The sequence below is a fragment of the Vibrio sp. SCSIO 43155 genome, from assembly GCF_023716605.1.
Classification (GTDB): Bacteria; Pseudomonadota; Gammaproteobacteria; order Enterobacterales; family Vibrionaceae; genus Vibrio; species Vibrio harveyi.
This window is the reverse complement of the sequence record NZ_CP071853.1, coordinates 2,001,209-2,026,957: the sequence shown is the minus strand read 5'-3', so window position 1 is coordinate 2,026,957 and position 25,749 is coordinate 2,001,209. Positions and strand designations below refer to the sequence as shown.

The window sequence follows — 25,749 nt, the reverse complement described above, 5'->3', positions numbered from 1 at the left end:
TCGTTTTGGATGTTACGACAACAGAATTGGTTGTTACTTTGATCCACTTCCTAATTCTCAAGAGTTGATGCAAATGCCACCAACTACGCCCTTTATTTGTGATTTTGGTCACTTAAACATCGATGGTATTGATCCCATGTAGAGAGAGTTGCACATCTATTAAGGAGAAATTATCAATGTTAAAAGACGTAATGTGATCGATAAGACAGTTTTTACATTGGAGTAGGAAGGGTGAATAAAAAACGTCATGAACAAATTTTAATCTTTCTCACAGATGGCTGTGATCCGAATCACTAAGAATAGGGTTATAGGCTGCCGTGTTGCGATTTGGATCACTAAGTTTGCAAGCTTACGCCCTCTACGCCCTACCCCCTCCTCCTTGTAGGGAGGACAAATGGGAGGATGTTTATTCACAGAGGGAAATGCACGATGTATGGCAGATGAATTACTAAAAGACGTGAGAATTTCTTAATGAAACCTACTCAACAGAAACAATTTGACAAGAAGTCGTTCCAAGAAAGCGTAAAGAAACACCTATCTGTGACTTACGCTCACACGGTTGAAAATGCAGATAGCCGCGCATGGTACCTAGCAATGGGTCGTGCATTGGCTGAGTTTACGACTTGTGATTTGCTTGCTACTGAAGCAGACGCTCGCATCCAAGAAGCGAAAAGCGTTAACTACCTTTCACTAGAATTCCTTATCGGTCGTTTGACTGGTAACAACCTAATCAGCATGGGTCTTTACGAAGAGATCACTGAAGCGATGGCTGAGCTAGGTCACAACCTAACAGACCTTCTAGAAGAAGAGCGCGACCCATCACTGGGTAACGGTGGTCTAGGCCGTCTAGCTGCATGTTTCATGGATTCATGTGCGGCTCAAGAATTCCCAACAGTAGGTTACGGCCTACACTACGAATACGGTCTATTTAAGCAGTCGTTTAAAGATGGTCGTCAACAAGAAGCACCAGACGCATGGCGTGGTGTAGAAGGCTACCCTTGGGAAGTGGCTCGTCCAGAGCTAGCGCAAGAAATCGGCTTCTACGGTCACGTTGAAGTGGTAAACGAAAACGGTAAAGAAGTTCGTAAATGGGTTCCTGGCATGTCTGTAAAAGCAATGCCTTGGGATCTGCCTATCGTAGGTTACGAATCAGATACTGTTTACCCTCTACGTCTATGGGAATGTCAGGCAATTGCGCCATTCTCACTAGAAAGTTTTAACAACGGTGATTACTTCGAAGCTCAGCACGCACTGATCGACGCAGGCAACATCACTAAAGTGCTTTACCCGAACGATAACCACGAGAAAGGTAAAACACTGCGTCTAATGCAACAGTACTTCCACTCTGCAGCATCTGTACGCGACATCCTACGTCGCCACGAAGCAGCAGGCTACTCGCTAGCGGATCTACCGAAGCAAGAGACTATCCAGCTGAACGATACGCACCCAACGATTGCTATTCCTGAGCTAATGCGCATCCTAGTGGACGAGAAAGGTCTGACTTGGGAAGCGGCTTGGGAAATCAGTTCTCAGACCTTCGCATACACTAACCATACGCTACTTCCTGAAGCACTAGAGACATGGCCAGAGTCGCTAATCCAGCGTCTACTTCCACGTCACATGGAAATCATTTTTGAAATCAACCACCGCTTCCTACAAGAAGTTCGTAAGATGTGGCCTGGTGACGGTGAGAAGCAAGCTAAGCTTTCTATCATCCAAGAAGGTTTCAACCGCATGGTTCGCATGGCAAACCTATGTGTAATCGGTTCTTACGCAGTTAACGGCGTAGCAGCACTTCACTCTGAGTTGGTTAAGAAAGACCTATTCCCAGAGTTCCACGAGATGTACCCAACTCGTCTACATAACGTAACAAACGGTATCACGCCACGTCGTTGGTTGAAGTTCTGTAACCCAGGTCTATCTAAGCTAATTACCGATAAGATCGGTCCTGAATGGCCAGCAAAACTTGAGCAACTAGAAGGTATCGCTAAGTACGCAACAGACGCGAAATTCCAAAAAGAGTTCATGGCTGTTAAGAAAGAAAACAAACAGCGTCTTGCTGATTGGGTTCTAGATAACATGGGTATCGAACTAGATACTAACGCTATCTTCGACGTTCAAATCAAGCGTCTACACGAGTACAAGCGTCAGCACCTAGATCTGCTACACATTCTGTCTCTATACCACCGCATCCTAAACGAACCTGGTTTCGAGTGTGAGCCACGCGTATGTTTCTTCGCTGCGAAAGCCGCTCCAGGTTACCACCTAGCGAAAGAAATTATGTTCGCAGTGAACAAGGTTGCAGAGAAGATCAACAACGATCCACGTATCGGCAACAAACTGAAAGTGGTCTTCATCCCTGACTACCGCGTGAGCATGGCTGAAATCATCATCCCTGCGGCAGACGTTTCACAACAAATCTCTCTAGCAGGTAAAGAAGCATCTGGTACAGGTAACATGAAGATGGCTCTTAACGGTGCCCTAACTATCGGTACGATGGATGGTGCTAACGTTGAGATTCGCGAAGAAGTGGGCGACGAGAACATCTACATCTTCGGTCTTGATGTTGAAGGCGTGAAAGCGGTTAAAGCAGCTGGTTACAACCCTTACGACTACTACAATGCTGACCACTTACTAAAAGCGTCTCTAGACCTACTAACTGGTGATGAGTTTACGCCAGGTCAACCAGGTCTACTACGCGCTACATTCGATAGCCTACTCGATGGCGGTGACCCGTACCTATGTCTTGCTGACTTCGCATCTTATGTGAAAGCGCATGAAGAAATGGGCAAACAATACAAAGACCAAGCTGGCTGGGCTAAGAAAGCCATTCTTAACACTGCCCTAGTTGGCAAGTTCACATCAGACCGCTCAATTCGTGACTATGTGAACAACATCTGGAAACTAGAAGCGGTAAAACGTTAAAAGTGATACCCAAGTAACCCCAGGATGCTTTGTTCAGCGAGATTGACTTGGTTTTCAGGCAAGGCAACGATTTGAAGATATAGTGGTTCTATATCAAAAATTGTTAACGAAGCATGTAAGACAAGGCAACTCGCCCTCTGGGAGCGTGTCATTGACCCGATTTCGGTGTCAAACAACTAGGAAAGAGGCTGCTATTCCACGGCGTTGTTTTCCTTGAACTCGAATCAATGACAACGCTCTGAACTGTGCATCTTGAGGTCACTTGGGTATAAGACCAAGGTAGCCGAGTGCTACCTTTGGTCATTTTCAAGAATTAGTTATTGATAACAATAAAACCCTACATGGAAGGTGTTGGTATTACCTTCGGAGAAAGCGATGAAAGAACAAACAGCATTAAAGAAAGTCGCAGACATGGCGCGATTAGCTGATAGCTACGTCAGCGCGTGGGGAGACGAGGCAAAAGTTTCTGAGGAGACACTACGCCGCTTGCTCACTTCACTTGGCTACGATACTAGCAGCGATGAGAAGCTATTGGCTTCTGCTGAGAAAAAACATAAGAAAGACGTACTAGCCCCTGTTCTTGTTTTACGCGACGGCGACCCAGTCGAAGTGGAACTAAACCTAGGTACGAGTGCTCGTGAGAGTGAATTTAGCTGGCGTTTAGAAACAGAACAAGGAGAGGTACTTGAAGGCTATCTTCAGTCGCAAATTGTTCGTGATGAACGAGCTGAGGGTGGCCCTCTAGTGTTTGCATTGCCAAAGAATTTGGCATGGGGTTACCACAAACTGATCATCAGCCGTAAACGCCGTAAGACACCTTACGAAATGTCGCTGATCATCACACCGAAAGCGTGTTTCAAACAAGAAGATCTAAACCAGCATAAAAAGCTATGGGGTCCAAGCATTCAGCTATACACACTGCGTACTCAGCACAACTGGGGTATCGGTGACTTTGGTGACCTTAAGCAGCTGGTCAGTGATATCGCCTCTCGTGGCGGTGACTTCATTGGTTTGAACCCAATTCATTCATTGTTCCCAGCGAACCCTGAAGGTGCGAGCCCATACAGCCCGTCTTCTCGTCGTTGGCTGAACATCATGTACATCGACGTAAGCTCTGTGCCTGAATTTGCACTAAGTGCAGAAGCACAACAACGCGTTGGCAGCGCTGAGTTCCAACAGCGTCTGCAAAAAGCTCGTGAAGCACACTGGGTGAACTACACCGAGGTTTCTGAGCTTAAGATGAACATTCTTCCGCTGCTATTTAGCGAGTTCAAAGCACGTCATCTAGACAAGAACACTGATCGTGCGCGCGCGTTCCTAGAGTTTGTAGAACTTGGCGGTGAGAGCCTACTTCACCAAGCGGCATTTGATGCTCTGCATGGTGAATTACACGCTGAAGATTCAAGTGTTTGGGGCTGGCCGGTATTCCCTGAGAAATTCCGTACGTTTGATGCTGCGGCAACTCAGAAGTACATCAAAGACAACTCTGACCGTGTTCACCTGTACATGTACCTACAGTGGATTGCAGACGATCAAATCAAAGAAGCACAGGCTCTTGCAGAAGAAAAAGGCATGGCGGTTGGTCTATACCGTGACCTTGCTGTTGGTGTTGCAGATTCAGGCAGCGAGACTTGGGCTGATGATGGCAACCTAGTACTGGATGCAAGCATCGGTGCGCCACCAGATATCCTTGGTCCTCTGGGTCAAAACTGGGGTCTGCCTCCGCTAAACCCACAAGTGTTGGAAGCGACAGGCTACGACGCGTACATCAAGTTGCTACGTGCAAACATGAAGCATTGTGGCGCACTGCGTATTGACCACGTTCTTGGTCTGCTTCGCCTTTGGTGGATTCCAAAAGGTGAGAAGGCAACAGAAGGTGCATACCTGTACTACCCAGTTGAAGATATGCTAGCAATCCTAGCGCTAGAATCTCATCGTCATCAGTGTTCTGTAATCGGTGAAGATTTGGGTACCGTGCCTGATGAAATCGTTGATATCCTTCGTGACGCAGGTGTTCACTCATACAAAGTATTCTTCTTCGAAACATCAAAAGACGACGGCGGCTTCATTTCTCCGAAGCATTACGCTGAGCAGTCAATGGCAGCGCTGTGTACACACGATATGCCAACCCTACGTGGCTTCTGGCACTGTGATGACTTGAAGATGGGTCGAGAGATCGGTCTGTACCCAGACGAGCAACAACTGGAAGGTCTGTTTGATGATCGTTTGAAGTGCAAACAAGGCATTCTAGACAGTGTTCGTTGGCATGGTTACCTACCAGAAGGTATCGGTCATGATGCGCAGTACGTACCAATGGATGGTTACCTAAGTGAAGCATTGCAACTGCATGTGGCTGCGGGTGACTCAGCACTACTGAGTGTTCAGCTTGAAGACTGGCTAGAAATGGACCAACCGGTAAACATTCCAGGTACTGTTGACGAGTATCCAAACTGGCGTCGTAAACTATCGATGAACCTTGACGAAATCTTCAGCCGTGAAGACGTTAACCGTATTTCTAAGCGCCTCACTGAAGTGCGTGCGAAAGCGAGCAAATAAGGTGGAATGGGTGATGTAGGAGTTCGCGAATTTAATTGCGCTGAGGTACGAAAGTACAGCCTAGGTCACTCATTAAATCGGCACAATCCGTTAGGATGAAGTACCGTTATTATGCCCGCAACAATAGCGGGCATTTTTGTTTTTTGACGCTATTTTATTCATCTCTTGGATAGAGTGCGGTTTTTTATAATTGTGTGAATTCACAACGTTTGGCTGAGGAAATCCGATGTTCAAAAACCATAAGGAGAATATCGGTGCTAGGGAGAAAGATTTGAAAACCAAGGTAAAGAAAAAATACGAACGCGCCTATGAATTACTAGCTGAGGCGGCTTACTCAGACCCATTTGCGTCACTTGGTCCATTCATCGATGATGGCGAAGGATCGTTACGAGTTTGGATGCCGGGTGCAGACAAAGTTGAATTGGTTGTCAGCGGTGAACCTCGTGTTGAGTTAGAACGCGAAGGCGAGAGCGGCTTCATCTTGAAAGAGAAGCATGACCTGCACCTAACTCACTACCAACTTGCTATGGATTGGGATGGCGTGGAACAGCTCATTGACGACCCTTACCAGTACCACAACATTTATCAAGAATACGAACACCTGCACACGCCAAAAGACATGTACCGCTACATGGGATCGCAGTTTGTGACCATCGAACGCGGTGGTGAAAATATCTCTGGTGTGCGCTTCCTTGTTTACGCCCCTCATGCTTCTGCCATCAGCTTAGTGGGCAGCTTCAACCAGTGGGATGGTCGTCGCCATCCAATGCAACGTCTCGACTACGGTATCTGGGGCTTGTTTATTCCTGGTTTGGAAGAGGGCGTACAATACAAATTCGAACTCAAAGGTCCAAATGGGGAAGGGCTCCCTCATAAGCAAGACCCTTGGGGCTTCTACTCTGAACAATACCCATCATTCGCGTCGATCACTTACGATCACAACCGTTACCAATGGCAAGATGCAAAATGGCAAAATCGTCCCGTCACACAGAAACGTGATGAAGCCTTATCTTTCTACGAACTGCATGCGGGTTCTTGGAAGCGTAACGCAGATGGGGATTTCCTAAATTACCGTGAACTCGCGGCTGAGTTAGTGCCTTACCTTGTGGATATGGGCTACACCCACGTTGAGCTGATGCCAGTTTCAGAACACCCGTTCTTTGGCTCTTGGGGTTACCAACCTGTAGGGTTGTTTGCGCCGACGAGTCGCTACGGCTCTCCAGATGATTTCAAATTCTTTGTTGATGCCTGTCACCAAGCTGGCTTGGGCGTGATACTGGATTGGGTACCTGCGCACTTCCCATCGGATGATCATGGTTTAGCGAACTTTGATGGCACACCACTGTTCCACGATCCAGATCCTCGCCGCGGTTGGCACCAAGACTGGAACTCTTACATCTACGATCTAGGTCGTGAGCATGTGCGCCGTTTCCTTGTGTCTAACGCACTGTACTGGTTTGAGCAATTCCATATTGATGGTATCCGTGTGGACGCTGTTGCGTCGATGCTCTACCTAGACTACTCACGCAGTCACGATCAGTGGATTCCAAATGTGGACGGCGGCAACGAGAACTACGATGCGATCGCAACGTTGAAGTGGATGAACGAAGAAGTGTACAAGCACTTCCCGAATGCAATGACCATTGCAGAAGAATCGACGGCATTCCCGGGCGTATCTGCACCGACATTTATGGGCGGTTTAGGCTTTGGCTTTAAGTGGAATATGGGTTGGATGCACGACAGTCTTTCTTACATCCAAGAAGATCCTATTCACCGCAAATACCACCACAATACCATCACGTTCCCGCTTGTTTACGCACACAGCGAGAACTATGTGCTGTCGCTATCTCATGATGAAGTGGTGTACGGCAAAGGTTCTATCCATAACAAGATGCCAGGTGATGAGTGGCAACAAACGGCGAACCTACGTGCTTACTACGGTTACATGTATGGTCAACCGGGTAAGAAGCTAAACTTCATGGGGGCAGAGCTTGGTCAAACTGCGGAGTGGAATCACGATGACCAGTTACAATGGTTCTTACTTGAGTTTGGTCGCCACCAAGGTGTGCAAGTACTGATTCGTGACTTGAACCACTTGTACCGTGACGAAGCGGCGATGCACGATCAAGATTGTGTGCCTGCTGGCTTTGAATGGCGTCTGCAAGATGAAGCGGAAGCAAGTATCCTTGCGCACGAGCGTATTAGCCAAGATGGCGAACGTGTATTGGTGATCAGTAACTTCACACCAGTGCCTCATGAGCGTTTCCGTTTGGGTGTGCCGATGGAAGGCAAGTACGAACTTTTGTTGAATACTGACGACGCGAAATACGACGGCAGCGATTTTGAGGTACTAAGTAACGTCGAAACGCAAGAAGTAGAAAGCGAGTCGTTACCTCAATCTCTTGAGCTGCGTTTACCACCTCTATCGACAGTATTCTATAAACTGACGAAATAACTTTCATTAATCAAACAGTAAGCCCGGTTTACATTGTAAATTGGGCTTTTTTTAACCAATTTTTGACCTTGTAAACTTGTTGTTCTACCTTGAATCAGGCAACCTTCGCTCCCATTTACTTGAACACCCACACGTGTAAAAGTGGCGTATTCCTTACTCTGGCTAGGCAAATAAAGCATGCTGAAAAGACTGAAGTCGTTTCTATTCAAAATTTCATTGGTTTTGTTACTGACTCCCGTTTTGCTGGTGGGCTTCGTCAAATACGTGAATCCGCCTCTATGGGGATGGAAGATCAGCCGCATGATCTCGCCACCAGAAGGCTATCCAGAGAGTAGCCAGCAAGAGTGGGTACCGCTGTCTCAGATTTCAAAAAATATCCAACTTGCGGTGATGGCTACGGAAGATCAGAAATTTCCTCATCACTATGGGGTGGATTTTGATTCACTGTTTTCTGTTATCTCACAAGCCGGCGAGAACGGACCTTCTCGTGGTGCAAGTACGATTACTCAGCAAACTGCAAAGAACGTATTTCTGTTCCCTTCACACTCTTATGTGCGCAAAGCGTACGAGCTCTACTTTGCTCTTTTAATGGAGGCAATGTGGAGTAAAGAACGCATCCTCGAAGTGTATTTGAATGTCGTGGAGTTTGGTCCCGGTATTTACGGTATCGAAGCTGCAGCACAAAACTATTACGGCATTCGGGCTAGCCAACTGACCCAATGGCAAGCGGCGAGGTTAGCGGTGGTTCTGCCGAATCCTTACAAGATCAAAGTGTATCCGCACACTAATTACACTCAACATCGCACCAATTGGGCTCTGACCCAAATGCGCAATCTTGGCAACGTCGAGTTATAAGTTTCTCTTTTCCTTAACTATCTTGTGTCCGTAAATAGAACTACGCCCCGATAAAGGCAAAATGTGAAGCGTCACAAGCTTTAGGGCGTAGCCTTATAGAATGATGTGCTCAGTTTTTCATCCATTTACTATTAGTGTGAATAAAACTACAACACGAATACTGCGTCTATGCGCAACCAATGGACTGAACGATGAAACTGAATCTGATTACGACTACCTTATTGCTTGCATCGGCAAGTGCCATCGCCGAGCCAAACATCACCATATCTACCACGACCAACAGCCGTGACTTTCCTTTAAGTGCAGAGCAGCCTTTGGTTGTGCCATTAACCAAAGACGGCTATACGCTTAAAATCACTGGCGTTGAAGGCGATTGCGTTGCGCCCGATGGTCAGAAAGTTAAATTCAACAAACCGATCGCGCTGAATTGTGGAAAGCCAACGGAATTGCCGTTAAAAATCCGTTTTACTGGCGATTACTCTTTCGCTTTTGATGCGGAAGCGAAAACACTGCGCTTCAAGCGTGAACCTAAGAAAGCTGCCAAGACAGAATTCAAACGCCCAATCCCACAAGTGCAATGTGAGGTTTACCAAGGTGGCGAAGTCACCATCGCGTTAGGTGACAGTTTCCCAGATGGCACCAAGTTGCGTGATGCTTACACTGGGCAAATGGTTGAAGTAAAAGATCAGCAAGTATCGCTGACGCCAAGCAAAGACTCCGGCGGTTTGGTGCTACTAGAGCCAGCGAAGAAAACCAAAGAAGCAGTGCCGTTTGATTATCGTAATGCCAACATTTACTTCGTGATGGTCGACCGTTTCAACAACGCCGATACGAGCAATGACAATAGCTATGGGCGCAAGAAAGACGGCAAAGAAGAGATCGGTACCTTCCACGGCGGTGATCTAAAAGGCGTGATCGAGAAACTGGATTACATCAAGAGCCTAGGTACAGATGCGATTTGGTTATCGCCAATCGTTGAGCAAGTACACGGCTTTGTGGGCGGCGGCGATAGCGGCTCATTCCCGTTCTATGCTTACCATGGTTACTGGACGCGTGATTTCACCAAGATTGATGAGAACTTTGGTAACGAAGATGACCTTAAAGTGCTGGTGGAAGAGGCGCATAAGCGTGGTCTCAAAGTCTTGATGGACGCGGTAATCAACCACACTGGCTACTCAACGTTAGCCGATTTGCAATTTGACGGTATTGAGGTGTTAAAGCCAAACGCTGACCTACCGAAGAAGTGGGGGGATTGGCAACCAAAAGCGGGCGAAAATTGGCATAGCTACCACCAGAATATTGATTACCAGAGTCCAAACTGGGCGAAATGGTGGGGCGGTGATTGGGTAAGAACCGGTTTGCCGGGCTACCCTGCTCCGGGCAGCAGCGATATCACTATGTCATTGGCGGGTTTACCTGACTTTATCACTGAATCAGACAAAGCCGTGAAGCCAGCGCAATGGCTATTGGATAACCCCGGCACGCGTGTAGAAGCGCGTGACAATTATACCGTTTCCGATTACTTGATTGAGTGGCAAACTGATTGGGTGAAACGCTTTGGTATTGATGGTTACCGTGTTGATACGGTGAAGCACGTTGAAGGTGATGTGTGGAAGCGCTTGAAAGAAGAAGCATCAAGCAGTCTAGAGCAGTGGCGCAAAGAGAACGGAAAATCGGGTCTGCCATTTTGGATGATGGGTGAAGTATGGGGGCATACCGCTTATCGCAGCCCTTACTTTGACGATGGCTTTGATGCGTTGATTAACTTCGACATGCAGAAGAAATTAGATAAAGGCGCGGCGTGTTTCAGCCAAATGGCAGACACCTACCAAAGTTACGCAGACACAATCGCCAACGAGAAAGACTTCAACCCAGTGAGCTACATGTCTTCTCACGATACCGAGCTGTTCTTCTCTCGCTTCAAAGACTACGGCATGCAGCGTAACGCCGCGAATGCACTGCTTCTAAGTCCTGGTGCTGTTCAGGTTTACTACGGTGACGAAGTGGGTCGTAACATTGGTCCTTACGCGGATGATTTCCACCAAGGCACACGCTCTGACATGGTATGGAAGCTATCTGATGAGAAGCAAGCGCTGCTCAAACACTGGCAAACTCTAGGTCAGTTCCGTAAAGCGCATCCAGCGATTGGTGCGGGTCAGCATCAAGTGATTGAACAAGAAGGCGCGTACGTGTTCTCTCGCTCGCTTGGCAATGACAAAGTCGTTGTAGCGTTTGTGGGGCGTGACAAGTAGTTAGAACTTCGTTTTAAGCCTAGATAGAAAAAGCCCTTCCTTGAGTTCTCAGGGAAGGGCTTTGTTGTTTTTGATGTTTACTTACTATTTCAATAGCTATCGATTTCGATAGTTATTTCTTTAGCTCTTGGTCGATAACTTTCTCAAGCTCTTCGAAAGGCACATAACCCGGAATGACTTGGTCATTAATGATGATCGCTGGTGTGCCTCGTAGACCTAAGCGAGTGAAGTACTCGTAGTTTTTATCCAACAATGCTTTGGTCTCTTTGTCGTCGACAAGCTGTGCTTCTGTGCCGGTCTTCTTAGCGATTTTTTGTAGTGAACTTGCATCATGTGGACCCGGCTTCTTCACCAACAAGTCGTGCACTTCTTTGTACTTGTCATGTTGGTTCTGCCAAACGTTCAATGCGTAACTTGCCGAGTTGTAACCGTTCTTTTCGTACTGTTCTTTGAACGATACCGTCATGTTCAGCACTTTTACCTGCGGGTATTCTTTCTCTACCTTCACTAGCTCACCTTCAAGACGTTTACAGAAAGGACAGCTGTAATCGGTCACGTTGATGATCGTCAGCTCTGGGTTCTCTGCACCGAAATAAGAGTGCTTGCCATCGTTAAGATAGGCGCGCGCTTCATCCAAAGTTGCGCTAAACGTCTTTTGATAAGCGACGTAGTCTTGTAGGTTTTGATGCAGTGAATCGAGGATCTGCGGGTTTTCTTTCAGCAGTTGAGTAATTTCTTGCAGCTTCTCTTCTGACGTTTTTTCTGCTGCGTGTGAAAATAGCGGAACAAGTGCGATAACCACAGTTAATAGTGTGCGAGTGAATTTCATGATTTTTCCTAAAACTCTTTTTCTTCGCGTTTCTTGTGCGAAGTGATTAAAAATAAAACAATTGATTTGGGGGTGAATAGCAATCGGGTTTTATTCTCTAAACACACATAGCTTGAGGTGCACCCGATATTTGTCGGGTATCGGTTCAGTATGATGGCGGAAAGCATTGCGCTCGCTGCCACTGATAGACAGCAAGACAAACGCAAATAGGAATAAGGGGACAATGAAGCTGTCGAGATGGTTTTGTGAAACCTGAATCAGTTTTTCAGACAATTCACACTGCTTAGTCAGTCCTTTTTCGCTTTTTTGCTGTTGCCCAGTGGCATGCTCAGTCGTCACTTGATCGCCAATGAGAGGACAAGATTGAAAGATACCTGCATTTTTACTTAAACAGATCACGACAACCCAAGCCACAAGGGCGAGTGTCCATCGAGCGATGTTGGATTGTGATCGAAGCAAAAGGCAAACCCTGAGTAAGTCTCTAAGTAATGACCGCACCACCCTAAATTAAATTGCACAGAAAATTTGTTAGTTTTCGGTCAAGAAATCTTAAATAAGCAACAAATCATGAAGCACGTCGAGAATGTGGCTAATAGCAAACTTGTTCCAAACTTTAACTTGCTTTGTTAATGGATTGAACTTGCTGATTCTCAGATAAATCTACCTTATCTTGGTCATAAATATTTATTATCTTTTAAATGTGATTCAAATCATAAAATAAAACTTCATAACTAAGCAGCATGACTGTTCGGTAAATGGATTGATTTTGATCATCTCTCTAGCACGTCGTTCAGGGGATCATCTATGCGTTCTGTTCCACATATATAGGTGAATTTATGACAAGCCCTGTTCATGCTGAACGCAAGGTGACGATCGGGTGCTACATTGCACTCGCGTTTGCGGTTGTGTTCTTTTCTGGTCTGATGCAATCCAACGAATGGTACGGTGTATTCGACTTTACAACGCTTAATGGTTCTTTCGGTAAAGTCGCTTACGGCGTGACGGAAGGTGCAGATGGCGCGGTACAAGCTGCGACCACATCTTTCCGTGGTACTGGTGGTAGCGGTGCTCGTGACGGTTTCATTTTTGCGCTTACTTTGATTCCAACCGTTATGTTCGCGTTAGGTATGATCAACGTACTTGAGCACTACGGTGCACTTGAAGCCGCTCGCAAGCTTCTTACTCCTCTTCTACGTCCTCTAATGGGCATCCCTGGTAACTCTGGTCTGGCTCTGATTGCTTCTCTACAAAGTACCGATGCAGGTGCGGCTATGACGCGTCAACTAAAAGATGAAGGTCACCTAACTAAGCGTGAAACGGACGTATTTACCATGTTCCAGTTCACTGCGGGTGCAACCATCGTGAACTTCTTCTCATCGGGTGCGGTATTGTTCACGTTGACGATGGCTGACGGCTCTCTAGCAGTAACTTCTTCTATTGGTTTGGCGGTTGTGGTGATGTTCGCGTTTAAGATCATTGGTGCGAATCTGTTCCGTATCTACCTAAACATGACGGAAGGTAAAGAAGACAAGCAAGACCAAAACAAATCAGAGAACCTAAAAGAGGAGACGGCATAATGGGTGACGTTAAAGCGAAAAAACCAATGGTGACGGATATCTTCGTCGAAGGTGCTAAGAAAGGTTGGGTGATTGCGACTACCTCTACGGTGCCTAACGTATTGATGGCTTTCGTTATCATCAAAGCGCTGCAAATCACTGGTGCGCTGGATCTGATGGGCACTGTGTTTTCTCCAATCATGGCAGTGTTTGGTCTTCCGGGTGAAGCAGCAGCGGTATTGATCGGGGCTTGGATGTCGATGGGCGGCGCGGTTGGTGTAGTGATTACGTTATTTGACCAAGGCATCCTGAACGGCACGCACATTGCGATTCTTGCGCCTGCTATCTACCTTATGGGCTCTCAAGTTCAGTACATGGGTCGTATCATGGGTCCAATTGGTACTGAAGGTCGTTACATCCCAGTTATGATTGCAATCTCAGTATTGAACGCATTTGGCGCAATGCTAGTGATGAATCTGTTTGTCTAGGAGTGAGTCATGCAATTCTCTCTAAATGAATATCTAGAAGAGCTACGTCCGCTAATCAATGTGGATTGTGGCACTTACACTACTGATGGTATCGAGTTTATCGCTTCTCAATTTGAAGAGAAGTACCAAGCGATGTCAGGTTGGAGCGTAAAACGCATCGACTGTGGCAGAGCGGGCATCGGTCTTGAAGTTCGAAACAAGCCGGAAGCTGAGCAAATCGACGTGATGCTGATTGGTCATATGGATACCGTGTTCCCTGTGGGTACCGCTGAGCTTCGTCCAATGTCTCAAGATGCAGAGAAAGCCTATGGTCCTGGCGTCTCGGACATGAAATCTGGTTTGCTGAACATCGTGTACGCGATGCGCAATCTAGACCAAGCGGTGTTGGATAAGTTATCTATCGCTATCTGCATGAACCCAGATGAAGAGACAGGCTCTCTGGATTCTGTGGATTGGATTCAATCAGTTGCGAAAAACGCTAAGAATGTACTGGTTGCAGAAGCAGCACGTGCAGACGGTGGTTTAGTCAAAGCGCGCAAAGGCATGGCTCGCTACAAAATGACCTTTAATGGCGTTGCTGCTCACGCAGGTAACGAGCCAGAAAACGGTCGCAGCGCAATCACTGAGATGGCGAATTGGATTTTGGCTGTCAATGCAATGACCAACTTTGAATCTGGTACCACGTTGAACGTCGGTATTGTCTCTGGTGGTAACGGTGCGAACATCGTCCCTGAGCACGCTGAAGCGATCGTGGATGTGCGTTTCTGGAGCAACGAAGACTACGATGATGTCGATAGCAAGCTAAATGGCATGCTGGAAACACCATTCGTTGATGGCGTGAGCATTGAGTTGGTTCGTGAAGCATATAAGCCTTCTATGGTGCCAAGCCCCCAAACAGAAAGCTTAATGACATTAGTTGAAGAAGCGGCAAGTGAACTGGTTATCGACATCAACTGGAAAGAAGTGGGTGGCGGCTCTGATGCAAACAACACGGCGATTCTTGGCGTTCCAACTTTGGATGGTCTCGGACCTATCGGCGCGGGCTTCCACAGCGATCAAGAGTACTTGTTACTTGAGTCTATCGAACCACGTATCAAAATGCTGATGCGTGTACTGGAGAAGATTGCTCAATAAGGCATTCTGCTTCTAAAGCTTGGTTCCCAAAGCTTTTGGTTTCAAAACTTTTAGTTTCCAAGGCAATAATCCCCGGACTTCGGTTTGGGGATTTTTTTATCTAGCCAATTGGCTTCCTTTCTTCATTATCATTACTCGCTATTAATCCTACGTTCAGGTTCATCGTCTTAATATCTATGCCACAGTCATAAGTTTAGGAGGCACGATGACCACAAGCATGTCTGTAAATTCGGCGTCCGATGACGTCTTAGACCAAACGATGCAAGCACCAGATGAGAAAACCTTCTGGCGTAAAATGAAAAATTCCGTCAAGAAAGCAGGCGAAGAGATTGCTGTTATGGGCATCAAATCATGGCTTGCGATGGCAGATTCCAATACCTCTGTTCGCCACAAGGCTATTTTAGGTGGTGCGCTGGCTTACTTCGTCCTGCCAACAGATATGGTACCAGACGTACTAGCAGGTGTCGGCTTTACCGATGACATGGCTGCACTTACCCTAGCGGCGAACTCGGTCGGCAATGCCATCACCGATGAGCATGAAGAGCAAGCGAGAGAAAAGCTGAGTTCGATGACGGAGTAGGCGTCAATTCTTCATATAATCTGTATCGCTCCAAAGCTAAATAATATGATTTCGAACAGCCTGAACTATGCTGTGTAATTGCCGATGGCGATATTCAAACAAAATAGTCCTATCTTTAAACCTGCTTGAGTGTAAATATTAATTCTAACAGTTTCCCTTTCAGTAAGAGTTGGTCGCATTCTAGTGAGCTTCCTATCGAATGCTTTCTCTCAAAAGTTTAATGTCAACGTAAATTAATTCTGTATGACATTATGAAGTTAATTCAATCTTTGAGTTTATCAATTCTATTATTTTTAGGGAGCAGTAGCTTGGTTGGGAAAGAAGTGTACCAGTACACTCCAGAGATTCATGGTGTGTTGACGCAAAGTGGTACTCCGATGAATGATCAGGAAGTCATTTTAAGAGTTGGAGTTCGAGGAGATATACAAGAATTTATCGCACGAACTGATGACCAAGGTCGGTTTTCATTTCAATCTGTTCAAGAAACTAAACCTACTAGTTCTAGTTTTTTAGATCAAAAATATGTACTGGTGTTCCTGAAGACATATTTGAAATCTGGTGAAGAAATAACTATTTGGGAGTCATCTATTGATGGTTACGAGATTGATGACTTTGCTAGAAAAAATATGAATGATTTAAATTGTGAAGTGAATAATGAACTTTACTACTTTGCTTTCTCTTATTCCGAAAATGGTGATGACGATACTTATGTATATAGTCAGTGTCGATTGTTTGGATATGTTGATTCTGGAATATATGAGGAATAAGTAATGAAGTCTTTATCACCACGATTAGCATCAAGAATAGCTGAAATACCATATTTAGCTTATGGCAAAGATAACAAAAGAGTACAACCTTACATCGCTAGGTCATTTTCATTTAATACTCGCCGGGATGTTTTTCAAGGAGTAACGGGAGGTTTCCTTGGACTTGGTAGCATGACTTCTGACTTTATGGTTATAGGGTATGGTAAAGGTGAGTTTTCCGATCATTTGGTACTTTCATTTAGAGGAACTGAAGACAATATAGGCGATAAGCTTGCTGATGGTAATATTGGCTTGAAGGGATCTTCTAATGGTCAGCCCGCACATGCTGGTTTTGTTAATCTATTCAACAGTCTCAGACCTCAACTCACTAACTTTTTTTCAGGAAGACAAGCTCCTAAAGTCGTGCACTGTGTAGGGCATAGTTTAGGTGGAGCTATTGCTTCTCTTACGGCTGACTGGATTAAAGCGAAATACAAGTATTGCGTTCATTTATATACGTTTGGTGCCCCAAGGGTTGGACTCAAGTCTTATGCTCTGAGGAACGTTGATAAATCTTATAGATGTACACATGGTGCAGATCCAGTGACAATGATTCCGTTGTGGCCATTTACTCACTCAGGTACTGAGTATCGACTAGATGGAAGCTCAGGAGTTTACTTTTTTACACATACTTTACCGAAGCGAGGGACCCCTGGATATATAAATACAGCGAGTCATGAAGAATGGGAAAAGCTACAACAACGCTCAACGGATTTTTTGAACAAACGTGTTAACTTAAGTTATGAGAGGAGAAAAGAAGCGACTCTCAATACGACTTGGATTGAAAGAGTATTTTCTGCAATACTAACTCTATTGAGAGATTCCGGATTTGCTCATATCTTGCAGGGAGGATTTTCCTCGGCATTAACTATGTGGGATGTATTAGCAAGAACATTAGAGAAATTATCTAGTCTCAAAGACAACTATGCCTCACGTGTTAAAGGTATATTAGGTCATATAAACATAATGTCTGGCAACCCCGCTGTTAATCTTTCCATTATAACTTACTCAGTGATCAAGTGGTCTTTTACGAGGCTGATAAATAAACTTGATTCATTAGCCAGAAGCGCACTTAAAGTTGCAGCTTGAACTTCCTCAAATAAAACAAAAGCCCCGATGTTTCCATCGGGGCTTTCATTTAGACAGGATAATTTAGTTTGGAAGGGGTTAAGCTTCCGCGCGTTTCAGATGCACTTCTTCTTCTGCGACCCCAGCTTTTGGATCGTTGAAGCGAGTTTCATCCAGTGCGCCTTCCGATTTAGCAACAATGATAGTCACTGCGCTGTCACCGGTGATGTTAACTGCGGTACGAATCATATCAAGTAGACGGTCAACACCCATGATAAGTGCAATGCCCTCTAGTGGCAGACCTACTTGGTTCAATACCATTGCTAGCATTACTAGACCAACACCAGGAACACCTGCGGTACCGATAGACGCCAATGTTGCCGTCATGATAACCATTAGGTAGTCACCCATAGTTAGGTCGATGTTGAATGCCTGCGCGATGAACGCTGTCGCCACACCTTGCATGATCGCCGTGCCGTCCATGTTCACGGTTGCACCTAGAGGTACTGTGAACGATGATACGCGGTTCTCAACCCCCATACGGTGCTTAGCCGTTTCCATTGTCACTGGAATGGTCGCGTTTGATGATGCTGTAGAGAAAGCAAACATGATTGCGTCTTCCATCTTACGTAGGAACGTAATTGGGTTTAGACCAGTGAAGCCTTTTAGCATCAGACTGTAAGTCACAAGGCCGTGCAGCAATAGCGTACCTGCTAGTACAACGAAGTATTCAGCAAGGTTGAAGATTGCGCTTAGACCAAGACCTGTAAACAGCTTCGCCATTAGGAAGAACACACCGTAAGGCGCAAGGTTCATCAGAATCGCAACCAATTTCATGATTACTTCATTCAGATCAGAGAAGAATGCTGCGATACGCTCGCCTGGCTTACCTGCTGCACTGATCGCGATACCGAATAGGACGGCGAACACGATAACTTGCAGGGTTTTACCTTCTGCCATTGCGCTGATTGGGTTAGTCGGGAACATATCAATGATCACCTGACCCAAAGATGGCGCTTCTGCTGATTTGAATGAACTTGCTGCGGTTAGGTCTGCACCAGCACCCGGCTGGAATAGCGTACCCATGGTTAGAGCAAGTGTGATTGCGATAGCGGTTGTTGCTACGTAGAAAGCAAGGGTTTTACCACCCATGCGACCCAATGTAGATAGGTCTTTTAGAGAGCTGGTACCACAAACTAGCGAAACAAATACTAGCGGTACAACAAGCATTTTTAAGCTGGCAACGAAGATCTGTCCACCAACTTCGAATAATCCATTAACAATGTACGCGTCGACAAATCCGTTGTCGGCAAAAAGTGTGCGAATTGCAAATCCTGTCAAGATACCCGCTACCATACCCAAAATTACGCGGCTGGTGAGCGACATCGGTTTCTTGGTATTCATGAGAACACTCCTTATAGTTATGCACCTTGAGTTCACTTCAAGGCGGCGTGCAGATTAGCAGCGGAGTGTGAAAATACGAAAGAATAATCCTCTGAATGGTCGATAGATGTGAAGTTAGTCACTTTAAAAAATAGAATATTAACTAAATGGCAACCAAAAGGCTGGTTGAAAAGTTTGTTAATTAACAAATTTATCGAATTTACAACCGATAGAAATGAATTCTTACATTCTTGATTGGTAGAAAACTGTTTGCATACAAGTAGAGGGCAAGATGCCAAGTGCATAACTAGGCATCTTTTATTCAGTTGTTTATTGCGGTGTTATTTCAATGGAGGGCGGGTTTGGTTATCGATGGTACGAGCAAAATCTGAAATCTGTTGATAATCTTTAGGTGTCCAAATTGATTTTGAGGTCAGAGACTTAGGCAGTGCTGAGAAGGCTTTTTCATTGTCGCTTGCTCTAAACTCTACGCTCATCCACTGGTCAATTGGTTGTTGATCGGCAAAGGTCGCGGATAACGAAAGCTCATGGTTTGCACCAGAGTAGTTGGGCGTTAAGTTCAGTGCCATATGGTAATCTCGGAATCGAACTACCCATTTATCAGGTAAGCGTCGCGAGCTATCCCACCAATCACCATCGAGTTGCTGGATTTTCTGTTTCGTTATCTCTTTCGATTGAGCTTTTAAATCCTTTAAAGCTTGTTTGAAAGCGCTGTCCATGGCTCTAGAAAAGCCTTTTTGATCGAGCTCGGGGTTGTCCAGTAATACTTGCTTGGCTAATTTTGCGCCGAGCATGTTGGAGTAGAGGTCTTCGGATGAAAAGGCAGATGCTAGCTCTTTAAATCCGCTAACGGACACCATACCGAACCACTGAGCTATTTCATGCCATTGAGCCAGTCGAAACGCGGTTAGCGCTGCTGCTTGAGCACTGCGATCTAGCTTCTCTTCTTCGCTAAGCTTCTCTTTTTGTTCATACCAACGAATACGACGAACACGAAGTTCTTCAGGCAAGTCCAGATGCGCTGCGCGACCGAGATAATGTTGATTTAGGGTGAATAAATAATAGGTGTAATCTGCTGTATCACGGACGTGGGCAGTATCAATAAACCCGCCTAGTTCGGTAAAGATAATGCCGTTAGCTTCTTCATTCAGACCTAGCAGGCTACCAGAGACAGACTCACTGCCATCGTTATAGTGGTGAGTACCCACTTCGTTGCTGGATAAGACATTCTCAAGAGAAAAGAATGGAACAGGCACGCTTCCTAGTTGCGCTTTGAGATCGACACCAAATGCACAGCACGGTCTTACGCCAACCGGTGCTTTCAGTTCTTGCGCGTGGACGAGTCCACTACAAAGGCTCAGTAGTAATAGTGCTGTTTTCTTCAAACCCTACTCCTAGAATGCTTCATTAATTTGGAAATAAAAACCAGTGCTGTCTTTGCCGACGCCCAAATCGACGCGCACGTTAATACGTGCCTTAAAGGCAAATCGATAACCAACCCCGACAGTAGGTAACCAGCTACTTTTAAAGAGGTCGTGATAAGTCGGTGCGATATTACCGGCACCTAGCCACCCAACCACACCATGACGACCTGCAATGGTATGGCGAATCTCTACTTGTGTAGAAAGCTGGTGTTTATCGCGATATTGCCCTTGGTAATAGCCACGCATACGCTGGTCATCACCTAGCTGGGCGTAATCAAACCAAGGAGCGTCACCGAAAATCGATTGTGAATATACCTCCATTGCGATAATCGTAGTGTCAGACCATTGTTGGTAAACACGATAGTTAGCAACGAGGTTGTCGTAGTCTTCATCACTACCGAGTGAATCTCGGTTCGCTATCCATTCAATATCGAGAAACTGTCCACGCATTGGGTTCGGTTCGAAATCACGCGTATCGTATTCCATTCCAATTAAGACACCACTGCTGGTGGCATCGGCAACTTCTGAAGGGAGAATATCGCCATCGACACCGTCGACCTTACTGAATGACTGCCATTGCCAGCCAAGTTTGGCGTAAGTATTTGGCGCGACTTCAACGGCGATTTTTGGGCTCAACTGTAAGCGTTGCCCTTCATACTGCACTTTATTGTTCTCGTTTTCTGCGGCTTGGCTGCCAATACCCCAATAGTAACCGGGGGTATGGCTTATCCATGCCTCACCTAAAAGACGGACTTTGTCATTTTTTAAATAGGTGCGATTGTTTAACCCCAAGCCGTAAGAACCTGAGGTTGAACCATAAGAAGTAACGGTGACGGTCGAGTAAGGATCGCCTTTTTGCCAGTCATAAGGCGTGTACAACCCCACTGCGGCAACGCCAATACCAAACCCTTGTTCTGGGTTAACAAAAGGACCTGGTAATACGCCCCAGTCGATTAACTTAGATTCATCCACGGTCTCACTTGAACCAAGCTTGGTCAGGATGTCATCCATTAAGCTACTTTCGTCTTGCTGCATAGCAAAAGCAGATGACGAACTAAGCAGCGCGGTGAGCGCAAGACTATAAGAGGTTTTCATCTTCTCGTTACCCTAGAAACGACGGTCTAAAGAGAAGAAGATGCTTTGACGATCTCCAAAACCGGCTTCACCCAAAAGGTACCAATCTTCATTAATTTGGTATTGCATGCCTGCGATGGTGTTCCATTCAGATTCTAAACGCTGTTTTACTTCAAAACGCGCGCCTGATGGGATTACGCCACCTAAAGATTGTGGTAGTCCAAGATCTTTGAGTGAACCAGAGAGTTCTTGCTCGACATCTTGATACATAGCACCAACCCAAAATCGAATTGGCACGCCATTTTGATGGAAGTCGTAACCAACACGAGGAGATACAACAAGCGCATCAATTGAACCGTCAATAACGGTTAAATTGGTTTGAGTGTAACTTGCATCGACCAGTGCGAACCATTGGTCGTAGCCGCCGGCAAGTACAAAGCCAAGACCTTTGGTGTAACCGTCAAGGTCTAGACGAAAGTTCTCAATACGTTGTGGTTTCACAAACGGCAACTTAACTTTGACGTTTACATCCGTTTCTGAATAGCCGTCGAGCGTGCCGATCAAGCCATAAACGTTTAAGAAAGGAAATAGCCAGACATCAGCACGCAATGTCATTACATCGGTGGCTTGTTTACCTGGCTCTGCTTGCATATCGACTAGTTTTTCAATCCCGCCCAAGCCTTTTAAAGCGATAGAGTCGACATTGATGCCTTGTTCCATACTCATATAGCTGAGGTTTAAACCGAAAGGTTTTGGCAAATTGTAGCCAAGCGCCTCTGCTTTCTCTTTCCAAATAGGAAGAGAAATGGAATCCGCATTCGCGACTCCGGTAAACAAGCAAGATGCAGCAACAAGCAAAGAAGGTAATTTCATAAGTCACTTCATAAATCGTGGCGATCTCAATGTAAGCGGAAGATAGGTTACTTTTAGCTTATGAGATTCAATTATCGTCACGGAAAAATCACTGCTTTCTCATAAGGAAAAAGCACCAAAACGAGAGTTAAGATCCGCGGCTTTTATGTGTTTTTAGAGAGGCTTCTTAACTTCGGCGAGCGCATCTTACTCTTAAAATTTAAAAAGTAAACTTTAAAGTGTACTTTAGATTCTTGCGCGCTATACTCTGCAGCCACTTACATGAGGTTGGTGAATCTAGAACGATGAAACTTTCGGAAAAAAAACGCATTGCGCTGATTGAAGCGGCTCAACAGGAGTTTATTGAGCACGGATTTAGTGGCGCAAATATGGATAGAGTGTGTGAGCGAGCTGGGGCATCGAAGCGTACCTTATATCGCCATTTTGAAAGTAAAGATGTGTTGTTTATCGAGTCGATACAAAGCGTGCTCGAAACTCAGCGTGCACGATTGCAACTCAATTACTCACCAGAGAGCGATATCGAAACACAACTTAGAACCTATCTGCATGCCAAGTTGGACTCTATGTATGAAGACTTTGGTTTGCCGCTCGCCAAGATGGTGATCAGTGAGTTTATGCGCACACCAGAATTGGCAGAGAACTACTTACACCAACTTCAACGCCAAGATGCATTGCTGGAAAACTGGTTTAAAGAAGCCATTGCGGATAACAAGGTCAAAGCGCTTGACCCAGTCATGATGAGTTGCATGCTAATGTGCTTATTGAAAGGAAACTGTTTGTGGCCACAATTGGTTGCTAATCAAGCGGTGCCGAGTATTGAGCAGCGCAAGAAAGTCGTTGAGGATATTCTTACGCTGTTTTTAGATGGCTACCGACGTTAGTTTGCTTATTGCTTATTGCTTATTGCTTATTGCCTCAAATGCTTAACTCATCACGACATGACGCAGTGTTGATAGAGAGGTGTGATCCCACGTCCAATAGTCTTGTTCTCGGTTATGGAGCCCTCCGACCCAATAGTCTTGAATGAAAAAGTCTTTCCCACTCAAACAAGCTTTGCCACGAGCATTAATACTGACTTGTTGTTCCCACCAATTTTTATCAAATGAATCCACAGCAAACAGTGGTTTTTCCGCTCGTGCGAGTGGTAGTAGCAATGCATAAAACATTACGTCACCGAGAGTGGGAAGGGGCTCTCTTTGCTGACTTCTTTGAAACCAATCTTTAACGGTGATGGCTGTGCTTTGCTCGCCCAATACTTGCAACGCCAAATATTGGGTGAAGCTCAATCCTGACTCCGAGTTAGGCAGTTCTTGAAGGTGTCGTTTCATCACTGCTTTGATATTCGGTAAGCAATCTAATTCATGTTGTTCTAGCAAGTTAAGGAGCGGCTGCGGTGTTTGAGCCCGCAACGCTTGCCAGCAGCTTTTGGCTTGACTGAAAAGCTTCGCTGTAACCGGCTTTCGGTGTTGCCAACATGAGCGAATAGCTTCGGCAGGGAGTTGCCCAAAGCCAATAAACCGTTCTGTTCCTGGAAACTGGTTGAATTCGATGATCTCTATCACTTTACCTACCCTGTTCTCTAACAAGGAAAGTCCTCGAAGTAGCATGAATTGATCATAGGCATCGTGTTCAACCCAAAAAACAATACGTTCATATTGATGGTTAAGTAGAGTATGGATATTGTTTTGCTCAAACTGCGCTACATTTTGAACCGAATCTTTGCGACCCATCACGGGTAGCAATGTGCCTACGACGTATTGTGCTCGAATGGCGACAAAGCCTTTTTTATCATTGGGAATAGGGCCGATGCACAGTGGATCAATCATAGGTAAGAAATCACCTTCAAACCCGCAAGTCTTTAATAGTTGCTGAATATCGTGCCCACAGCGGACATGGAGTGTTTTTAAATCTGCATCAAGCGGGTTTGCTTGGTGGTCAATAGCGTGCTTGTGCCTTTCTAATTCCTCTATATGTGCTTTTAACTTGCTCCAACTGGGTAAGCCAAGCTCTCTAGCTAGAGCGTGTTGAACGTCTGACAGCTGGATAGAGTCAGGAGTAAGCGTTTCTGGTTGAGAGTGAAACTGTTTAACCTGTTTGAGTGCAATGGTGTCTTTTTGGCGGATCGCCTTTAAGCGTTTTTTTGCTACAGACTTTTGCTGGTTAAGGTTAATGGAGAAGCTATTGTAAGATCGCATTTTTCACCTTTCTTATCTCTTCCACACTCGCTTTATTAGAAGTTAAAAAGAAGGTAAAAACAGATTGTTCCTGCTAACAAAAGCAGGGTGGTTGAGGTGCCGTGAACCGAGTCCTTTCCGCGAGTGTTGGGTGCTTTAGGCTTGAGCTGCTTCAATGGTATGTAATCGAAACAGGTATCGCAACTTTGAATAATATAAAGAAGCAAAACTGCACTTAACTTCACATAAAACAGTTCTAGAACTTAAGCGAGGAGTAAGTTGGAGAAGAGAAAGCATCCATGATGAAGGCTTAAGAATTGCGCCTGTTGAGCTTGTTTTGTGTCGCTCTATCCAACTCGCACTTTGGCACTATCAAGTAGTGTTTTATAGAGGGCAAGGGCGGCGGGTCCACTTTTCGCCCCTTTCGGCAAGGTAAGATGTAGAGCGACTTGATATTGGTTCGAATGTTCAAGATCTATCTCTTTGATGTGGTCGTTTTGACGGTACTCAACGAGATGTTTTGGGAGGCGGCAGAAGCCGACACCTTGCTCAACCGCTCTAAATGCGTGGTCAAAATTATCTACCGTGATTCTTTGACGCGCGCGTAACCAGCCTACGTCTCGCTTCTCTTTGTTTGATTCCCCTAAGTCTCGAACCACAATTTGGCTGGTGGTTGCAAAGTCCGCCAATGAAATATGTTCCTTTTTTGCTAGTGGATGTCGAGCTGCGATCACAGGGACCATAGTGGTAGTGCCGAACGCTTCAGCAGGGTAGTTGGTGATCGGAAGGTTGATGATGGCAATATCCGCAAGTTCATTGATCACCATGTCTGTGGTTTTACTCAGAGAGGTCTCTACAACTTGAACGGAAGTCGTGTTGTTATGTGTGAGAAATTCACTAAGTGGAGTATAGAGCCAACTTGGGTCGCACAAGTGATCGATCGCTACCGTTATCTGTGATTCTACACCACTATTTAGCTGCTCACTGATCATTTCAAGTTCACGAGCCTGTTCAAGCATTGATTGTGCACGGCGCAATATCGTCTGACCGTGTTCGGTTAATCCGGCCTTACGACCTTTTACTTCTATCAGCTTGATACCTAATTGGTCTTCGAGCTTTTTCACCGAATAGATAAGCGTGGTATGGCTTTTATTGAGCATCACTGCGGCTGACTGAATGCTCCCCGCCTGTTCAATTGCTTGTAGTGTTTGCCATTGCTCTAAGGTTGTTTTGAGTCTCATTAGTCAGTTTTTTCCACAGTTAATGGCAAAATTATGAACTTTTTTGTCAGTTTTA

At 45.5% G+C, this 25,749-nt stretch carries 20 protein-coding genes; 12 read left to right on the top strand and 8 right to left on the bottom strand.

What is annotated here, in order from left to right; genetic code table 11:
• The first annotated feature begins 471 nt into the window (after nucleotides 1–471).
• The 5 genes from J4N44_RS25920 (at nucleotide 472) to J4N44_RS25900 (ending at nucleotide 11,043) form a co-directional block, all read left to right on the top strand.
• Nucleotides 472–2,925, top strand: a complete 2,454-nt coding sequence (locus tag J4N44_RS25920) for a glycogen/starch/alpha-glucan phosphorylase (protein ID WP_005447423.1) — start codon at nucleotides 472–474, stop codon at nucleotides 2,923–2,925.
• 375 nt (nucleotides 2,926–3,300) lie between these two features.
• Nucleotides 3,301–5,481, top strand: a complete 2,181-nt coding sequence (malQ, locus tag J4N44_RS25915) for a 4-alpha-glucanotransferase (protein WP_005447424.1) — start codon at nucleotides 3,301–3,303, stop codon at nucleotides 5,479–5,481.
• 226 nt (nucleotides 5,482–5,707) lie between these two features.
• Nucleotides 5,708–7,936 (top strand): 1,4-alpha-glucan branching protein GlgB, encoded by a 2,229-nt coding sequence (gene glgB / locus J4N44_RS25910; protein ID WP_252045438.1) that lies wholly within the window; start codon nucleotides 5,708–5,710, stop codon nucleotides 7,934–7,936.
• Nucleotides 7,937–8,113: 177 nt separating this feature from the next.
• Nucleotides 8,114–8,791 (top strand): monofunctional biosynthetic peptidoglycan transglycosylase, encoded by a 678-nt coding sequence (gene mtgA, locus J4N44_RS25905; RefSeq protein ID WP_005447428.1) that lies wholly within the window; start codon nucleotides 8,114–8,116, stop codon nucleotides 8,789–8,791.
• Between the two features lie 191 nt (nucleotides 8,792–8,982).
• Entirely contained in the window at nucleotides 8,983–11,043 is a 2,061-nt protein-coding gene (locus J4N44_RS25900) for an alpha-amylase (protein ID WP_050908560.1), read from the top strand.
• A gap of 112 nt (nucleotides 11,044–11,155) precedes the next feature.
• Here the strand turns inward: J4N44_RS25900 and J4N44_RS25895 are convergent, their stop codons facing one another.
• Nucleotides 11,156–11,872 (bottom strand): DsbA family protein, encoded by a 717-nt coding sequence (locus J4N44_RS25895; RefSeq protein ID WP_252045437.1) that lies wholly within the window; start codon nucleotides 11,870–11,872, stop codon nucleotides 11,156–11,158.
• 90 nt (nucleotides 11,873–11,962) lie between these two features.
• Nucleotides 11,963–12,286, bottom strand: a complete 324-nt coding sequence (locus tag J4N44_RS25890) for a hypothetical protein (RefSeq protein WP_009703347.1) — start codon at nucleotides 12,284–12,286, stop codon at nucleotides 11,963–11,965.
• 422 nt (nucleotides 12,287–12,708) lie between these two features.
• Between J4N44_RS25890 and J4N44_RS25885 the strand changes: the two genes are divergently transcribed.
• From J4N44_RS25885 to J4N44_RS25860, 6 genes are all read left to right on the top strand, one after another.
• A complete protein-coding gene (locus J4N44_RS25885) occupies nucleotides 12,709–13,449 on the top strand; it encodes a nucleoside recognition domain-containing protein (protein ID WP_005437881.1) in 741 nt (246 codons plus the stop codon).
• Nucleotides 13,449–13,916, top strand: a complete 468-nt coding sequence (locus J4N44_RS25880; RefSeq protein ID WP_005374849.1) for a YjiG family protein — start codon at nucleotides 13,449–13,451, stop codon at nucleotides 13,914–13,916. The genes J4N44_RS25885 and J4N44_RS25880 overlap by 1 nt, the downstream gene beginning before the upstream one ends.
• Before the next feature lie 9 nt (nucleotides 13,917–13,925).
• A complete protein-coding gene (locus J4N44_RS25875) occupies nucleotides 13,926–15,050 on the top strand; it encodes a M20 family metallopeptidase (protein ID WP_252045435.1) in 1,125 nt (374 codons plus the stop codon).
• Nucleotides 15,051–15,255: 205 nt separating this feature from the next.
• Nucleotides 15,256–15,630 (top strand): YkvA family protein, encoded by a 375-nt coding sequence (locus J4N44_RS25870; RefSeq protein WP_009698021.1) that lies wholly within the window; start codon nucleotides 15,256–15,258, stop codon nucleotides 15,628–15,630.
• Between the two features lie 251 nt (nucleotides 15,631–15,881).
• Nucleotides 15,882–16,397 carry a DUF6795 domain-containing protein gene (locus J4N44_RS25865; RefSeq protein ID WP_252045434.1) on the top strand — a complete coding sequence of 172 codons (516 nt, stop codon included), beginning with the start codon at nucleotides 15,882–15,884 and terminating at the stop codon, nucleotides 16,395–16,397.
• A 3-nt stretch (nucleotides 16,398–16,400) separates the two neighbouring features.
• Nucleotides 16,401–17,525, top strand: a complete 1,125-nt coding sequence (locus J4N44_RS25860) for a lipase family protein (protein ID WP_199451472.1) — start codon at nucleotides 16,401–16,403, stop codon at nucleotides 17,523–17,525.
• Nucleotides 17,526–17,603: 78 nt separating this feature from the next.
• On the opposite strand, the gene J4N44_RS25855 is transcribed toward J4N44_RS25860, so the two are convergent.
• The 4 genes from J4N44_RS25855 to J4N44_RS25840 all read right to left on the bottom strand — a co-directional run bounded on the left by J4N44_RS25855 (nucleotide 17,604) and on the right by J4N44_RS25840 (nucleotide 22,279).
• Nucleotides 17,604–18,908 carry a dicarboxylate/amino acid:cation symporter gene (locus J4N44_RS25855; RefSeq protein ID WP_005437888.1) on the bottom strand — a complete coding sequence of 435 codons (1,305 nt, stop codon included), beginning with the start codon at nucleotides 18,906–18,908 and terminating at the stop codon, nucleotides 17,604–17,606.
• Between the two features lie 320 nt (nucleotides 18,909–19,228).
• Nucleotides 19,229–20,293 carry a DUF4056 domain-containing protein gene (locus tag J4N44_RS25850; protein WP_050924046.1) on the bottom strand — a complete coding sequence of 355 codons (1,065 nt, stop codon included), beginning with the start codon at nucleotides 20,291–20,293 and terminating at the stop codon, nucleotides 19,229–19,231.
• Between the two features lie 9 nt (nucleotides 20,294–20,302).
• Nucleotides 20,303–21,427, bottom strand: coding sequence for a BamA/TamA family outer membrane protein (locus J4N44_RS25845; protein ID WP_252045433.1), 1,125 nt, complete (start codon nucleotides 21,425–21,427; stop codon nucleotides 20,303–20,305).
• Between the two features lie 12 nt (nucleotides 21,428–21,439).
• A complete protein-coding gene (locus tag J4N44_RS25840; RefSeq protein WP_005447451.1) occupies nucleotides 21,440–22,279 on the bottom strand; it encodes a hypothetical protein in 840 nt (279 codons plus the stop codon).
• 284 nt (nucleotides 22,280–22,563) lie between these two features.
• Here J4N44_RS25840 and J4N44_RS25835 point away from each other — a divergent pair, with 284 nt between their 5' ends.
• Nucleotides 22,564–23,160, top strand: coding sequence for a TetR/AcrR family transcriptional regulator (locus tag J4N44_RS25835; protein ID WP_029788340.1), 597 nt, complete (start codon nucleotides 22,564–22,566; stop codon nucleotides 23,158–23,160).
• Between the two features lie 42 nt (nucleotides 23,161–23,202).
• On the opposite strand, the gene J4N44_RS25830 is transcribed toward J4N44_RS25835, so the two are convergent.
• Both J4N44_RS25830 and J4N44_RS25825 read right to left on the bottom strand, forming a co-directional pair.
• Nucleotides 23,203–24,474, bottom strand: coding sequence for a DUF1835 domain-containing protein (locus J4N44_RS25830; RefSeq protein WP_239968633.1), 1,272 nt, complete (start codon nucleotides 24,472–24,474; stop codon nucleotides 23,203–23,205).
• Between the two features lie 326 nt (nucleotides 24,475–24,800).
• The gene (locus J4N44_RS25825) at nucleotides 24,801–25,694 is read right to left on the bottom strand and encodes a LysR family transcriptional regulator (protein ID WP_050902677.1); all 894 of its coding nucleotides are present in this window, start codon (nucleotides 25,692–25,694) and stop codon (nucleotides 24,801–24,803) included.
• Nucleotides 25,695–25,749 lie beyond the last annotated feature (55 nt).